16 protein-coding genes and 1 pseudogene are annotated in these 14,289 nt (G+C 69.4%); 4 read left to right on the forward strand and 13 right to left on the reverse strand.

From position 1 onward, the window contains the following. Positions 1-229: 229 nt before the first annotated feature. Together ABT186_RS20010 and ABT186_RS20015 are read right to left on the reverse strand one after the other, a co-directional pair. A complete protein-coding gene (locus ABT186_RS20010) occupies positions 230-898 on the reverse strand; it encodes a hypothetical protein (protein WP_351926111.1) in 669 nt (222 codons plus the stop codon). Then, positions 895-1,035: a hypothetical protein gene (locus tag ABT186_RS20015; protein WP_351232121.1), complete on the reverse strand. Its 141-nt coding sequence runs from the start codon at positions 1,033-1,035 to the stop codon at positions 895-897. The genes ABT186_RS20010 and ABT186_RS20015 overlap by 4 nt, the downstream gene beginning before the upstream one ends. Positions 1,036-1,591: 556 nt before the next feature. Between ABT186_RS20015 and dapA the strand changes: the two genes are divergently transcribed. After that, the gene (gene dapA, locus ABT186_RS20020) at positions 1,592-2,494 is read left to right on the forward strand and encodes a 4-hydroxy-tetrahydrodipicolinate synthase (protein WP_351232119.1); all 903 of its coding nucleotides are present in this window, start codon (positions 1,592-1,594) and stop codon (positions 2,492-2,494) included. Between the two features lie 204 nt (positions 2,495-2,698). Beyond that, on the forward strand, positions 2,699-3,202 hold the full coding sequence (locus tag ABT186_RS20025; protein WP_351926113.1) for a hypothetical protein: 504 nt from the start codon (positions 2,699-2,701) through the stop codon (positions 3,200-3,202). Positions 3,203-3,258: 56 nt separating this feature from the next. Here ABT186_RS20025 and dapD read toward each other — a convergent pair whose 3' ends face one another. The 3 genes from dapD to ABT186_RS20040 form a co-directional block, all read right to left on the reverse strand. Then, complete coding sequence (dapD, locus tag ABT186_RS20030; protein ID WP_351926115.1) at positions 3,259-4,248, reverse strand: 2,3,4,5-tetrahydropyridine-2,6-dicarboxylate N-succinyltransferase; 990 nt, start codon at positions 4,246-4,248, stop codon at positions 3,259-3,261. 179 nt (positions 4,249-4,427) lie between these two features. Further along, on the reverse strand, positions 4,428-4,976 hold the full coding sequence (locus tag ABT186_RS20035) for a TetR/AcrR family transcriptional regulator (protein WP_351232113.1): 549 nt from the start codon (positions 4,974-4,976) through the stop codon (positions 4,428-4,430). Further along, positions 4,976-5,296 (reverse strand): DMT family transporter, encoded by a 321-nt coding sequence (locus ABT186_RS20040; protein ID WP_351232111.1) that lies wholly within the window; start codon positions 5,294-5,296, stop codon positions 4,976-4,978. Before ABT186_RS20040 ends, ABT186_RS20035 begins: the two co-directional genes overlap by 1 nt. A gap of 425 nt (positions 5,297-5,721) precedes the next feature. On the opposite strand from ABT186_RS20040, the gene ABT186_RS20045 reads away from it, so the two are divergent. Continuing rightward, positions 5,722-6,576: an AbfB domain-containing protein gene (locus tag ABT186_RS20045; RefSeq protein WP_351232109.1), complete on the forward strand. Its 855-nt coding sequence runs from the start codon at positions 5,722-5,724 to the stop codon at positions 6,574-6,576. A gap of 69 nt (positions 6,577-6,645) precedes the next feature. Here the strand turns inward: ABT186_RS20045 and ABT186_RS20050 are convergent, their stop codons facing one another. The 8 genes from ABT186_RS20050 to ABT186_RS20085 form a co-directional block, all read right to left on the reverse strand. Beyond that, on the reverse strand, positions 6,646-6,981 hold the full coding sequence (locus ABT186_RS20050; protein WP_351232107.1) for a metal-sulfur cluster assembly factor: 336 nt from the start codon (positions 6,979-6,981) through the stop codon (positions 6,646-6,648). Continuing rightward, on the reverse strand, positions 6,978-7,445 hold the full coding sequence (sufU, locus tag ABT186_RS20055; RefSeq protein ID WP_351232105.1) for a Fe-S cluster assembly sulfur transfer protein SufU: 468 nt from the start codon (positions 7,443-7,445) through the stop codon (positions 6,978-6,980). Before sufU ends, ABT186_RS20050 begins: the two co-directional genes overlap by 4 nt. A 16-nt stretch (positions 7,446-7,461) precedes the next feature. Beyond that, positions 7,462-8,718, reverse strand: coding sequence for a cysteine desulfurase (locus ABT186_RS20060; RefSeq protein WP_351232103.1), 1,257 nt, complete (start codon positions 8,716-8,718; stop codon positions 7,462-7,464). After that, positions 8,715-9,479: a Fe-S cluster assembly ATPase SufC gene (gene sufC, locus ABT186_RS20065; protein ID WP_351232101.1), complete on the reverse strand. Its 765-nt coding sequence runs from the start codon at positions 9,477-9,479 to the stop codon at positions 8,715-8,717. The genes ABT186_RS20060 and sufC overlap by 4 nt, the downstream gene beginning before the upstream one ends. Before the next feature lie 7 nt (positions 9,480-9,486). Further along, positions 9,487-9,807 carry a non-heme iron oxygenase ferredoxin subunit gene (locus ABT186_RS20070; protein WP_023551624.1) on the reverse strand — a complete coding sequence of 107 codons (321 nt, stop codon included), beginning with the start codon at positions 9,805-9,807 and terminating at the stop codon, positions 9,487-9,489. Next, positions 9,804-10,988, reverse strand: a complete 1,185-nt coding sequence (sufD, locus tag ABT186_RS20075) for a Fe-S cluster assembly protein SufD (protein WP_351232099.1) — start codon at positions 10,986-10,988, stop codon at positions 9,804-9,806. The genes ABT186_RS20070 and sufD overlap by 4 nt, the downstream gene beginning before the upstream one ends. An 83-nt stretch (positions 10,989-11,071) precedes the next feature. Next, a complete protein-coding gene (gene sufB / locus ABT186_RS20080) occupies positions 11,072-12,493 on the reverse strand; it encodes a Fe-S cluster assembly protein SufB (RefSeq protein WP_351232097.1) in 1,422 nt (473 codons plus the stop codon). Next, entirely contained in the window at positions 12,490-13,257 is a 768-nt protein-coding gene (locus ABT186_RS20085) for a helix-turn-helix transcriptional regulator (RefSeq protein WP_351232095.1), read from the reverse strand. The genes sufB and ABT186_RS20085 overlap by 4 nt, the downstream gene beginning before the upstream one ends. Before the next feature lie 161 nt (positions 13,258-13,418). On the opposite strand from ABT186_RS20085, the pseudogene ABT186_RS20090 reads away from it, so the two are divergent. Next, positions 13,419-14,263, forward strand: a pseudogene (locus ABT186_RS20090) (AAC(3) family N-acetyltransferase). Positions 14,264-14,289: the final 26 nt, after the last annotated feature.

Here is a 14,289-nt window from a genome sequence, read left to right on the forward strand (position 1 = left end):
TAATATTTTTTCGTCGTGGGGTGTTGTTTTTAGGGTCTGTGGGCTCGCCGAAGCAGATCACTTTGTTGTACATCGGGGCGCCGCGGGCGGACCGCCTGTCCCTGCGGTCCGCCCGCCCCCGAATTCCGCCCGACCCTGAGGTCTGTCTCCCCCGAATTCCGCCCGACCCTGAGGTCTGTCTCCCCCGAATTCCGCCCGGCCGTGAGGTCTGTCTGCCCCCGAGGCCCGTCTACCCCTGCGGCCCGCGTTCCTCCAGCCGGGCCAACTGGGTCTGGAACCAGTCGAGTCGGGCCTGGAGCAGGGCCGCTTCGGCGACCAGCTCGGAGACCCCGAGGCCGGCGGCCGGATTCGCGGCGCCCTGTCCGGCCTGTACCCGCAGCCCCTCCCCCGCCAGCCGAGCGAAGGCGGCGAGCGACAGGGACGTACGGCCGCGCAGGCATCCCGCGCACATCGCCTGGAGCGCCCGCCAGCCGGGGCGGCCCCAGCCGGCGTCGGCCAGCGCCACGGCCACCGCACCGCACGCGCACGCGCACGCGCCGACCGTCATGGTCCGCACCCGCTGGCGCGCGTACCGGAAGCCCCGCTCGAAGCGGATGTACGAGCCGAGGACGGAGACCTCGAGCAGCACCGCCGCCCGGTGCTCCGCGGTGCACAGCAGCGCCTCGGCCTCCGTACGGTCGTGCACACAGTGGAAGCCGCAGTCGCAGCGGCGGTGCGGCGCGCGGTGCCGCAGCCCGTAGACGCACCGGGCCTCGTCGAGAACCCCGTACGGCAGCGCGCCTCCGAGCGACACACCGGTGAACCCGGCACGGGTGCCGTCCTGGCACAGCACCGGGTGGGCGATCTTGTATCCGGTCGGCGGCTCCGTCGGGCGTTCCTCGGGGAGCCGCAGCCTCATCGCGCGACCGGGACCTCTTCGGGAGCGGGCGCCTCCTGCTCCTCGACAGCCTCGGTGACCTGGAGGCCGGTCTCTTCCTCGGGAGCCTCCGGGCGTTCCTCCGCGACCCCGGTGGCGAGTGCCCTGCCCAGCTTCATGACGCCTCCCGCTGTTGGTTACCGTCCCGGCCATGGTGACCCAAGAAACCCGTTTTGGCACCAGTACCCGATCCTCCGCGCCCCCTCACAGCGCCCCGAGCGCCTCCGCCACCGCGTCCCTGACCTCCTTCTCGGACGGCGCCCGACGCCCCTGGGCCGCGGCCATCCCGGCGAGCGAGGCCATCGGGACTCCGGGCAGCCCGCAGGCGGTGAACTTGGTGAACTCCGCCAGGTCGGAGGTGATGTTGAGGGCGAAACCGTGGCCGGTGACCCGCCGCGATGGACGATGTCGGCGGAGCCGCGTTCCCGCAGGTCGCTGACGAGATATCCGATGAGTCGGCGGGGGCCGTGGTAGGTCGCCTGGCCACCGCGGTCCGCCTCGACCAGCGGGATCGGCGAGTCCACCGGGAGCTCCGCGGATGGGTGCGCGAGCCGTAGGTGATCACGGGCGGATGGCCGAGCAGTGCCGCATATCACCCATGCCGCAGCATTCCTAACCAATACTCGGTAGAAGAATTAAGTAGAGCTTCACGATCGCTCTGCCGAGACTACTCCTATGACGACACCTGACCTTCCCTCGCCTCCCTTCGGCCGCGCCCTGTGCGCGATGATCACGCCCTTCGCCGAGGGGGGCGCACTCGACCTCGACGGGGCGCAGCAGCTCGCCGGCCGGCTCGTGGCCGAGGGCTGCGACGGCCTGGTGCTCTCCGGCACCACGGGTGAGTCGCCGACCACGACCGACGCCGAGAAGGCCGAGCTGGTGCGCGCGGTGCGCGAGGCGGTCGGCGCTCGGGCGACGATCGTGGCGGGCGTCGGCACATCGGACACGCGGCACACCGTGGAGCTGGCGCTGGCGGCCGAAAAGGCGGGCGCGGACGGCCTGTTGGTGGTCACGCCGTACTACAGCAGGCCCCCGCAGGACGCGGTCGAGGCCCACTTCCGCGAGATCGCCGACGCCTCCGGGCTGCCTCTCATGCTGTACGACATCCCGGGCCGTACGGGCACCCGCATCGAGCCCGAGACGATGATCCGGCTCGCGGGGCATCCACGGATCGTGGCGGTCAAGGACTGCTCGTACGACCTCCTCGGCACCCAGAAGGTGCTGGCCCGCACGGAACTCGCGTACTACGCGGGCTGTGACGAGCAGGTGCTCGCCCTGTACGCGGTCGGCGGGGCCGGATACGTCAGCACCGTCGCGAACGTGGCGCCACGTCAGTTCCGGGCGATCCTGGACGCCTTCGACGCGTGCCGGACTTCCGAGGCGGCCCGTCTTCAGCAACGGACCCTGCCGCTGGTCGAGTTGATGATGGCCTCCGGGCTGCCCGGCACGGTCACGGCGAAGGGGCTGCTCGGCCGCCTCGGCCTGCCGTCCGGAACGGTCCGTCCGCCGCTGCGGCCCGCCGGCCGGGAGACGGTCGACGGGTTGCTGGCGGAGTACGAGCGGCTCGTGGCCGCCTGAGACCCGCGGGGCCGGCGCGAGGCGAAGACGGACCTCGCGTCGGCGCCACCTCAGCTGCCGGCGGTGGAGGATCCTTTCGCCCGGGCGGGCCGGGCGCCCCGCCCCCGTGACCCTAGTGACGCCTGCACCCCTGTGCGGCTGTGCCTGCGCGGTGCAGAAAAATCTTCGTCGCCCGGCCGTCACCCCCTGCCGTACGTTGACGTTGTGAGCCGACCGCTGCTGTACCTCGATGTCGACGGCCCCCTCAACCCGTACGCCGCCAAGCCGGAGCGCAGGCCCGACGGCTATACGACGATCCGGGTGGCCCTCCACCCCGGGCGTGCCCTGCGGGTTTGGCTCCACCCCGGCCACGGTGAGGCGCTGCTCGGCCTCGGCTACGAGCTGTGCTGGGCGACCACGTGGATGGACGCGGCGAACCGCTGGATCGGCCCGGTCATAGGGCTCCCGGAGCTCCCGTACGTCGACTTCGGCACCGGCCTGTTCGCCTGGCGTCCCGACGGGGTGCACTGGAAGACCGAGGCGATCGTGGCGCACGCGGAGGGCCGCCCGTTCGCCTGGGTGGACGACGAACAGAGCCCGCTGGACGAGGCGTATGTCGCCACCCACCATCCCGGTCCGGCCCTTCTGCACCATGTCAATCCACGGCTCGGGCTGCGGGAGGACGACTTCGCGGCCCTGGCAAAGTTCGCGGCGACCACGGCGGGCTAGCCCTGCAGGCCGGGTGCCCCCGTCGGAGGCACCCGGCGCCGGAGCGGCTCGGTTGGTCAGTTGTGGCTGTGCAGGATCTCGTTCAGACCGCCCCAGACCGCGTTGTTCGGGCGGGCCTCGACCGCGCCCGTGACCGAGTTGCGGCGGAAGAGGATGTTCGAGGCGCCGGAGAGCTCGCGGGCCTTGACGATCTGGCCGTCGGGCATGGTGACCCGGGTGCCGGCGGTGACGTACAGGCCGGCCTCGACCACGCACTCGTCACCGAGGGCGATGCCGACTCCCGCCTCCGCGCCGATCAGGCAGCGCTCGCCGATGGAGATGATCACGTTGCCGCCGCCGGAGAGCGTGCCCATGGTGGAGGCGCCGCCGCCGATGTCCGAGCCGTCGCCGACCACGACGCCCGCGGAGATGCGGCCCTCGACCATCGAGGTGCCGAGTGTGCCGGCGTTGAAGTTCACGAAGCCCTCGTGCATGACCGTGGTGCCCTCGGCGAGGTGCGCGCCCAGTCGCACCCGGTCCGCGTCGGCGATGCGCACACCCTTGGGGGCGACGTAGTCCGTCATCCGCGGGAACTTGTCGATCGAGGTCACCTGGAGGTGCAGTCCCTCGGCGCGGGCGTTCAGGCGCACCTTCTCGAGGTCGTCGACGGCGACCGGGCCGAGCGAGGTCCAGGCGACGTTGGCGAGGAAACCGAACATGCCGTCCAGGCTCTGGCCGTGCGGCTTGACCAGGCGGTGCGAGAGCAGGTGCAGACGCAGGTAGACGTCGTGCGCGTCGATCGGCTTCTCGTCGAGCGAGGCGATGACCGTGCGGACCGCGACCACCTCGACGCCCCGGCGGGCGTCCGTGCCGATCGCCTTCGTGGCGCCTTCGCCGAGCAGTTCCAGGGCCCGCTCGGCGGACAGCCGCTCGGTGCCGGCCGGGCCGGGCTCGGCGGTGAGTTCGGGCGCGGGGAACCAGGTGTCGAGAACGGTGCCGTCGGCGGCGATCGTGGCGAGGCCTGCGGCCACGGCACCGGTGGTACGAGGAGCAGTCGTGTCGGTCATAGGGGAAACCTAACGTGGCGCGTGGCCCGCGGGCGAACCGTGTCTCACCTGCCGGGCTCTGTGACGCGGCACCCGGTGCTGACCTGGCCGTCGGCCGGGGCTGCCACCCCCCGACCCCCGCCTCGGCCCGAACGGCCTCGTCGTCGATCGCCGAACGGGCTGAGCGGTGCCGACCTGCGCTACAGAGCGTCCCCCTGCATCACGCGCCCGAGCATCTCCCTCGCGTACCCCTCGTCATACGGCACCCCTGTCAGCAGCACCTGCAGACAGATCCCGTCCATCAGCGCGAGCAGCGCCCGCGCCGTGACCGGATCGGTGCGCCGGGACAGCCGCTCGGCGGTCTCCTCGGTCCACTCGGCGGCGACGGGGCGCAGGGCGGGCCGCCGCAGGGCCGCGAGATAGAGCTCGTACTCCAGCTCGATGCCCGTGCGGTCCCCGCCCAGCCATTCCCCGAGGGCCCGGGCGAGGTCCGCGGCGAGGTCGCCCTCCGTGCCCTCCAGCAGGCCGCTTTCGGCGAACACCTTGGCGAAACCCTCGTTCGCCTGCCGCAGCGCGGCGACCATCAGCTCGTCGAGGGTCTTGAAGTGGTACGTCGTGGAGCCGAGCGGCACATCCGCCTCGGCGGCGACGGAGCGGTGGCTCAGTCCGGCGATGCCCTTCTCGCCGACGACCCGGATCGCCGCGTCGATGATCCGCTGCCGCCGCTCGGGGTCGTAGCGCCGGGGCATCAGTGCGCGCCTCCCAGGTTCAGGAGCACCACTCCGCCGACGATCAGCGCGATCCCGGCGATCTTCATAGAGCTCAGCCCCTCACCGAAGAGCACCAGCCCGATCGCCGCGACGGTCGCCGTGCCGACGCCGGACCAGATCGCGTAGGCGGTGCCGATCGACATGGCCTTGAGGACCTGCGCGAGCAGCACGAAGGAGACGATGTAGCCGAGGAGGGTCACCAGCGAGGGCAGCAGCCGGCTGAAGCCGTCGCTGTACTTCATGGCGGTCGTGGCGACCACTTCGGCACCGATGGCCGCGGCGAGGAGGGCGTATCCCATACGTACGAGTGTACACATCGATGCGTACGACCGTACACAAGCCTCGGCCCGCACAGCCGGGCTCGTTGCTGTGCCGGGTGAGGGATACGGCCAACACGGCCTCACAGGGCACGATTTGGGCGGGCGTCAACCGCTGTCGCCGACCGCTTGCGAGGGAGACCGACCGGGAGGGGGTATGAGTCCGCGGGGGCGGCCGGGCGGTACAGAAACCGCTCACTCAAACGGGTGCTGGAAGCCCTCCGTGTCCACTACTGTTTCACCGATCAACCACACGGCGTCCACGACCGCCGCCGTTGCGTGCGCCCGTGCCCCGGATGGTCCCTGTCTTTCCGGTTGCTCCCCCCGCTCCATTCCCCCCGATCCCCCGTTCCCCCATGACCATTTGACGATTCCGTGTACGCCTTGCGGCGGCACTGAAGGAACCCATGTCAGAAACCAACCCCCCTCCCACCCCGGACCCGTCCCTCCTCCCCTCCCCCGTGTGGGAGACAGGTGAGGCTCCGGGCGAGGCCCGGACGCCCGGAACCCGAAGACTCTGGGTGGCCGGCCTGCTCGCCGTCGCCGTCTTCTCCACCAGCGCGATAGCGATCTCCTTGCTGGACAAGGCACATGACATACCGTCACCCCACACCGCGAAGGACACCGCGGCCGGGCCGGGGCCGGACGCGCCCGATCTCACGCTGCCCGTCGCCCCCGTCGCGGCGCCCAGCGGGAAGAGTGGCATGGCCTCCGCCCAGTCGACGGAGACGGCCACAGGCAGCTCGCCCTCGGCGCAGTCCGGGATGCAGACGGCCGGTTCCGAGCCGTCCGCCCACCCGTCAGGCGCCTCCGCCCACAAGCCCACCAAGTCCACGCCCTCCGACACCTGGAGGTCCGTGCGGTCGGTCAACTACCCGGACCGCTACTGGCACGTGAGCGGCGACTATGTGAAGCTCGACGCGATCGGCTCGTCCGCCGCCCAGCAGGACGCCACCTTCAAGCTGGTCAAGGGCCTGGCCGACGACTCCTGTTACTCGTTCGCCACGGCCGACGGCACCTATCTGCGCCACCGCAGCTTCCTGCTGCGCGCCGAGCCCGACGACGGTTCCGCGCTGTTCAAGCAGGACGCCACGTTCTGTCCGCGCCCGTCATCGTACTCCGGCGCGGTCATGCTGGAGTCGGTCAACTACCCCGGCCGCTTCCTGCGCCACCAGAACTTCCGGCTCAAGCTGGACCCGTACCAATACTCCGACCTGTACCAGGCGGACTCGGCGTTCCGGCTGGTGGACGGACTGGCCTGAGCAAAGGAAAACGGCGACGCCCGATGGGCGTCGCCGTTCTCATTTCCCGGCCTCTTCAGCCGGTGGGTCTCAGACGTTGAACCCGAGCGCCCGAAGCTGCTCGCGGCCATCGTCCGTGATCTTGTCGGGACCCCACGGCGGCATCCAGACCCAGTTGATCCGCAGCTCGCCCACGAGACCGTCCGTGGCGGACTTGGCCTGGTCCTCGATGACGTCCGTCAGCGGGCAGGCCGCCGAGGTCAGGGTCATGTCGACGGTGGCGATGTTCGCCGTCTCGTCGATGTGGATGCCGTAGATCAGACCCAGGTTGACGACGTCGATTCCCAGCTCGGGGTCGACGACGTCCATCAGGGCCTCGCGGAGTTCCTCCTCCGAGACCGGCTTCATCTCCACGGTGTCGCTCATGCCGTCTTCCTTTCGGCGTCGGCTCCGACCAGCGCCTGGGCCGTCGCGTCCTTCCACGCCATCCAGCTCAGGAGGGCGCACTTCACCCGCGCCGGGTACTTGGAGACACCCGCGAACGCGACCGCGTCCTCCAGGATGTCCTCCATCGCGTCGTCGGGCTCGATCCGGCCCTTGGACTGCATCAGCTCCAGGAAGGTCTCCTGGATCTTCTGCGCCTCGGCCAGTTCCTTGCCGACGAGGAGTTCGTTCAGTACGGAGGCCGAGGCCTGGCTGATGGAGCAGCCCTGGCCCTCGTACGAGACGTCCTTGATCGTCGTTCCGTCGTACTTCACGCGAAGGGTGATCTCGTCGCCGCACGTCGGGTTCACGTGGTGTACCTCGGCGTCGCCATCCCTCAGACCACGCCCGTGCGGGTTCTTGTAGTGGTCCAGGATGACTTCCTGGTACATCGAATCCAGCTTCACGGTTTCAGCACGCCCTTCAGCCGAAGAAGTTCCGTACGTGCTCCAGTCCGTCGACCAGAGCGTCGATCTCGGCCGGCGTGGAGTACAGATAGAACGACGCTCGCGTGGTCGCAGGAATTCCGTAGCGGAGGCAGACCGGGCGGGCGCAGTGGTGGCCGACCCGGACCGCTATGCCCTGCTCGTCGAGGACCTGGCCCACATCGTGCGGGTGGATGTCGCCGAGGGTGAAGGAGATCGCCGCGCCCCGGTCCTCGGCCGTTGTCGGGCCGATGATCCTCAGGTCGGGGACCTCGCCGAGCCGCTTCACCGCGTACTCGGTCAGGGCGTGCTCGTGGGCGAGGATCTTGTCCATGCCGATCGAGGTCAGGTAGTCGATGGCCGCACCGAGACCGACCGCCTGCGCGATCGGCGGGGTGCCCGCCTCGAACTTGTGGGGCGCCGGGGCGTAGGTCGAGGAGTGCATCGACACGGTCTCGATCATCTCGCCGCCGCCCAGGAACGGAGGCAGGTCCTCCAGCAGCTCCTGGCGGCCCCACAGCACGCCGATGCCCGTCGGGCCGCACATCTTGTGACCGGTGAAGGCCACGAAGTCGGCCTGCAGCGCCTGCACGTCCAGCGGCATGTGCGGCGCCGCCTGCGAGGCGTCGATGCACACCAGCGCACCGACTTCCTGCGCACGGCGGACTATCGCCTCGACCGGGTTGACCGTGCCCAGAATGTTGGACACCAGCACAAAGGAGACGATCTTCGTCTTCTCCGTGATGATCTCGTCGATGTTGGACAGGTCCAGGCGGCCGTCGTCCGTGAGCCCGAACCACTTCAGCTTCGCGCCGGTGCGCTGCGCGAGCAGCTGCCAAGGAACGATGTTGGAGTGGTGCTCCATCTCCGTGATGACGATCTCGGTCTCGTGGTCCACCCGGTAGGGCTCCTCGGCCCAGCCGAGCATGTTCGCCACGAGGTTGAGCGACTCGGAGGCGTTCTTGGTGAAGATCACCTCGTCGCGGCTCGGCGCGTTGATGAACTCGGCGACCTTGTCGCGCGCGCCCTCGTACAGCGCCGTGGCCTCCTCGGCGAGCACATGCACACCGCGGTGGACGTTGGCGTTGTAGCGCTCGTAGTACTCGCTCAGGACGTCCAGCACCTGGCGCGGCTTCTGCGAGGTCGCCGCGTTGTCCAGGTACACGAGCTTCTTGCCGTCGTGGACCAGCCGGTCCAGGACGGGGAAGTCCTTACGGATCGCCTCGGTGTCGAGGAGGCCCGGCAGCTGTGTCACGCGGATACGCCACCCTTCGTGTATGCCTCGTAGCCCTCGTCCTCCAGCTTGTCGGCGAGCTCGGCGCCGCCGGACTCGACGATCCGGCCGCCGGAGAAGACATGGACGTAGTCGGGCTTGATGTAGCGCAGGATGCGCGTGTAGTGCGTGATCAGCAGGGTGCCGACCTCGCCCGTCTCACGGACCCGGTTGACGCCCTCGGAGACGATGCGGAGCGCGTCGACGTCCAGGCCGGAGTCCGTCTCGTCGAGGATCGCGACCTTCGGCTTGAGCAGCTCCAGCTGAAGGATCTCGTGGCGCTTCTTCTCACCGCCGGAGAAGCCCTCGTTCACGTTGCGCTCGGCGAAGGACGGGTCCATGTTGAGGCGCTCCATGGCCTCCTTGACCTCCTTCACCCAGGTGCGCAGCTTGGGCGCCTCGCCACGGATCGCGGTGGCGGAGGAGCGCAGGAAGTTGCTCACCGACACACCCGGGACCTCGACCGGGTACTGCATCGCCAGGAACAGGCCCGCGCGGGCGCGCTCGTCGACGGACATCTCCAGGACGTCCTCGCCGTCGAGCAGCACGGTGCCCTCGGTGATCGTGTACTTCGGGTGCCCCGCGAGCGAGTAGGCGAGGGTCGACTTGCCCGAGCCGTTGGGGCCCATGATGGCGTGCGTCTCGCCCTGCTTCACGGTGAGGTCGACGCCCTTGAGGATCTCCTTCGTGGCGTTGTCGGCCTCGACGGTGACGTGCAGGTCTCGGATTTCAAGCGTTGCCATGGGTGCCTCAGGACTCCTGGGTGAGGGAGACGAGCACGTCGTCCCCTTCGATCTTTACGGGGTATACGGGGACGGGGCGCGTCGCGGGGAGGCCGGACGGCTTGCCGGTGCGGAGGTCGAAGCTGGAGCCGTGCAGCCAGCACTCGATCTGGCAGTCCTCCACCTCGCCCTCGGAGAGCGAGACGTTCGCGTGGGAGCAGATGTCGTAGATCGCGAACACCTCGCCCTCGGTCTTCACGACCGAGACCGGCGTGCCGTCGAGTTCCACCCGCTTCGGAGTGTCCTCCTCCAGCTCGCTCAGCCCACAGACGCGTACGAAGGTGGTCATGCGACCGACGCCTCCAGCTCCTCTTCGATCTTGGCGATCAGGCGCTCCTCGATGTCCGCGACACCGATCTGCTGGACCAGCCCGGCGAAGAAGCCGCGGACCACCAGACGGCGGGCCTCGTGCTCCGGGATACCGCGGGCCATCAGGTAGAAGAGCTGCTCGTCGTCGAAGCGGCCGGTGGCGGAGGCGTGGCCGGCGCCGACGATCTCGCCGGTCTCGATCTCCAGGTTCGGCACCGAGTCGACGCGGGCGCCGTCCGTCAGGACGAGGTTGCGGTTCATCTCGTACGTGTCCGTGCCCTCGGCCTTGGCCTCGATCAGCACGTCACCGATCCACACGGCGTGCGCGTCGTCGCCCTGGAGCGCGCCCTTGTAGACGACGTTCGACTTGCAGTGCGGGGTGTTGTGGGTGACCAGGAGGCGGTGCTCCTGATGCTGGCCGGCGTCGGTGAAGTACAGGCCGAACAGCTCGGCCTCGCCGCCCGGGCCCGTGTAGGTGACGCGCGGGTGCAGCCGGACGACGTCACCGCCGAAGGTGACGACGACCGACTTGAAGGACGCGTCACGCCCGACCAGGGCGTTGTGCTGGGCCACGTGCACGGCCTTGTCGTCCCAGTCCTGGACCGAGACGACGGTCAGCTTGGCGCCGTCGCCCAGGATGTAGTCGACGTTGGCGGCGAGCACCGCGTCACCCGTGTGGTCGATGACGACGACGGCCTCGGCAAAGGCACCGAGCTCGATGACCTGGTGGCCGTAGGCGACCCCGCCCTCGCCGTGCACGGCGATGCGGATCGGCTCGGTGAGCACCGTCTCCTTGGGGACGGTGACCACACCGGCCTGCTCGAACGCCGAGTACGCCTGGGCAGCCACGCGGTCCACCGGGGTGCCCGCCCTGCCGAGCCGCGCGTCGTCGCGGCCGACGGTCTCGACGGTGACGCCCTCGGGAGCCTCGACGGCGACCTTCACGCCCGCGCCGTTCGCGACGGCGGTGCCGTCGTGCAGACCGCGCAGACGCTCCAGCGGCGTGAACCGCCACTCCTCCTCGCGGCCGTGCGGGACCGGGAAGTCGGCCACGTCGAAGGACGGCGGCGCGCTCATGCGCGTGGCGACGGTCGACTCGGCGGCCACCGCGATCTGGCCGGCGGTCGTCGAGCCGACCGGGATGTTCTGGGCCTCAGCCATGGCTGTCGTACTGCTCGCTTTCTTACGGTTGCGATCCTCGGCCCGCTGTCAGCGGGCCGCCAGCTGCTTCTTCGGGCGGCGCGTCAGCCGACCGCACCCTCCATCTGCAGCTCGATCAGCCGGTTGAGCTCCAGCGCGTACTCCATCGGCAGCTCCTTGGCGATCGGCTCGACGAAGCCGCGCACGATCATCGCCATCGCCTCGAACTCGGAGAGACCGCGGCTCATCAGGTAGAAGAGCTGGTCCTCGGAGACCTTGGAGACGGTCGCCTCGTGGCCCATGGACACGTCGTCCTCGCGGACGTCCACGTAGGGGTACGTGTCGGAACGGGAGATGGTGTCGACGAGCAGGGCGTCACAGAGCACGTTGGACTTGGAGCCCGCGGCGCCCTCGCCGATCTCGACCAGGCCGCGGTACGAGGTACGGCCGCCGCCTCGCGCCACCGACTTCGAGACGATGTTGGACGAGGTGTTCGGCGCCATGTGGACCATCTTGGAACCGGCGTCCTGGTGCTGGCCCTCGCCCGCGAAGGCGATGGAGAGGGTCTCGCCCTTGGCGTGCTCGCCCATCAGGTAGACGGCCGGGTACTTCATCGTCACCTTGGAGCCGATGTTGCCGTCGATCCACTCCATGGTCGCGCCCTCGTAGGCCACGGCGCGCTTGGTGACCAGGTTGTAGACGTTGTTCGACCAGTTCTGGATGGTCGTGTAGCGGCAGCGGGCGTTCTTCTTGACGATGATCTCGACGACCGCGGAGTGCAGCGAGTCCGACTTGTAGATCGGGGCCGTACAACCCTCGACGTAGTGCACGTAGGCACCCTCGTCGACGATGATCAGGGTCCGCTCGAACTGGCCCATGTTCTCCGTGTTGATGCGGAAGTAGGCCTGGAGCGGGATCTCCACGTGCACGCCCGGCGGCACGTAGATGAAGGAGCCGCCGGACCACACGGCGGTGTTCAGCGACGCGAACTTGTTGTCACCGGCGGGGATGACGGTCCCGAAGTACTCCTTGAAGAGCTCCGGGTGCTCCTTCAGCGCCGTGTCGGTGTCCAGGAAGATGACGCCCTGCTCCTCCAGGTCCTCGCGGATCTGGTGGTAGACGACCTCCGACTCGTACTGGGCCGCGACACCGGCGACGAGGCGCTGCTTCTCCGCCTCCGGGATGCCGAGCTTGTCGTAGGTGTTCTTGATGTCCTCGGGCAGGTCCTCCCAGGACTCCGCCTGCTTCTCCGTGGAGCGCACAAAGTACTTGATGTTGTCGAAGTCGATGCCCGACAGGTCCGAGCCCCAGTTCGGCATGGGCTTCTTGTCGAAGAGCCTCAGACCTTTGAGGCGCAGCTTGGTCATCCACTCCGGCTCGGACTTCTTCGCCGAAATGTCACGGACGACCTCTTCGCTCAGACCGCGCTTTGCCGCGGCACCGGCCTCGTCGGAGTCGGCCCAGCCGTATTCGTACTTGCCCAGGCCCTCGAGTTCGGGGTGGGCAGTCTCCGTGGGGAGAGTCATGCGGGGTTCCTCCCGGCCGTGCTGGCAGATGCGTTGTGGGTGGTCGTGGTCTTGGAAGGCTTTGAAGCTTGTGACGCTTTGGGGATGAACGTCGTGCAGACGCCGTCGCCGTGCGCGATCGTCGCCAGTCGCTGGACGTGTGTGCCGAGCAACTGGGAGAAGATCTCCGTCTCGGCCTCGCACAGCTGCGGGAACTGTTCCGCGACATGGGCGACCGGGCAGTGGTGCTGGCAGAGCTGCTCGCCGACCGGTGCGCTGCGCGCCGTAGCAGCGTACCCGTCCACGCTCAAGGCCTTGGCCAGCGCTTCGGTCCGGTGATCGGGATCCGCGGCCTCGATCGCCTTGCGGTACGCCCCGGCCTGCGCGGCGATCCGGGCGCGGGCGAAGGCGGCGACCGCCGCTTCCCCGCCCTCGCGCTCGGCGATCCAGCGCAGCGCGTCCGCGGCGAGCTTGTCGTACGACTGGTCGAAGGCGTCACGGCCGCAGTCGGTGAGCGCGAAGACCTTGGCGGGGCGACCGCGCGTACGCGCCCCGTACACACGCTGCTCACGGGCCTCGACGACATCGTCGGCGACCAGTGCGTCCAGATGCCGCCGTACGGCCGCCTGGGTCAGTCCCAGCCGTCCGGCGAGCTCGGCGACGGTCGACGGGCCGTGGTCCAGGATGGACCGCGCGACCCGGTTGCGCGTGGAGCGCTCCCCGGTCGCGAGCTCCTCCTGAGGGGGCCCCATGGGGGTCTCCCGAGCCTCGCCGACGTTTTTCACAACGCCATTGTTGCGTAATTCCTCAAAGACTGACAAGCGCCGCCCTGACGCCCCGGCGGTGCCGTACATCACTTAGGCATACCTAAGCCGACCTGCGGGAACGATCTTTGATCGATCAAATCGGTGGCGCCGCACAGGGTGCTCCGGAAGGCTGCCGCACTATGCCGATACCGCCTCCGACCGGCCCTCTTGTCACCCGGGACTCACTCGCCGCACAGCTGCGCGCGCTCGGCGTCGAGCCCGGCGAGACGCTCCTCGTGCACTCCTCGCTCAGCTCGCTCGGCTGGGTGTGCGGAGGGCCCGTCGCCGTCGTCCAGGGGTTGCTCGACGCACTCGGTCCGGGCGGCACGCTGGTGGTCCCCACCCAGTCCGGCGACCTTTCGGACCCGTCGGTGTGGAGCAATCCGCCGGTGCCCGAGGAGTGGTGGGAGACGATCCGGGCCACCATGCCCGCGTACGACCCGCTCGTCACCCCCTCGCGCGGCGTCGGCGTGATACCGGAGACCGTCCGCACATGGCCGGGCGCCCTGCGCAGCGCGCACCCTCCCCCAAGCTCTCGGCTTCGCTCGAGCAGGGGGGACCCCCATCGTCGTTCGCGGCCGTCGGTCCGCGCGCCGCACAGATCGTCGAGGGACACGCGCCCGACTGCCGTCTCGGCGAGCGAAGTCCGCTGGCCAGGCTGGAGGCGCTCGGCGCCCGGGTGCTGTTGCTCGGCGCGGGCTACGACACGTGCACGAGCTTTCATCTGGCCGAGTACCGGATCCCTTCGCCCATGGTCCGGGTGGGGCGGCCCGGACCGGCCGGGTGGGAGGTGCTGACCGAGGTGTCGATCACCTCGGAGCGGTTCGACGAACTCGGTCATGACTTCGAGCGGGACCGTGCCGTCGCACGGGGAAAGGTGGGCGCGGCCGACGTACGTCTGTTCCCCGTGGCGGATGCCGTTGCCTATGCGGAACGGTGGCTGCCGCTGCACCGGCCGCGCGAGGAGGGAGTTTCGGCCATGTGACCATGTGGTCCCGGTCGCATGCGCGG

Source organism: Streptomyces sp. NPDC001634, from assembly GCF_040298185.1.
Lineage (GTDB): Bacteria > Actinomycetota > Actinomycetes > Streptomycetales > Streptomycetaceae > Streptomyces.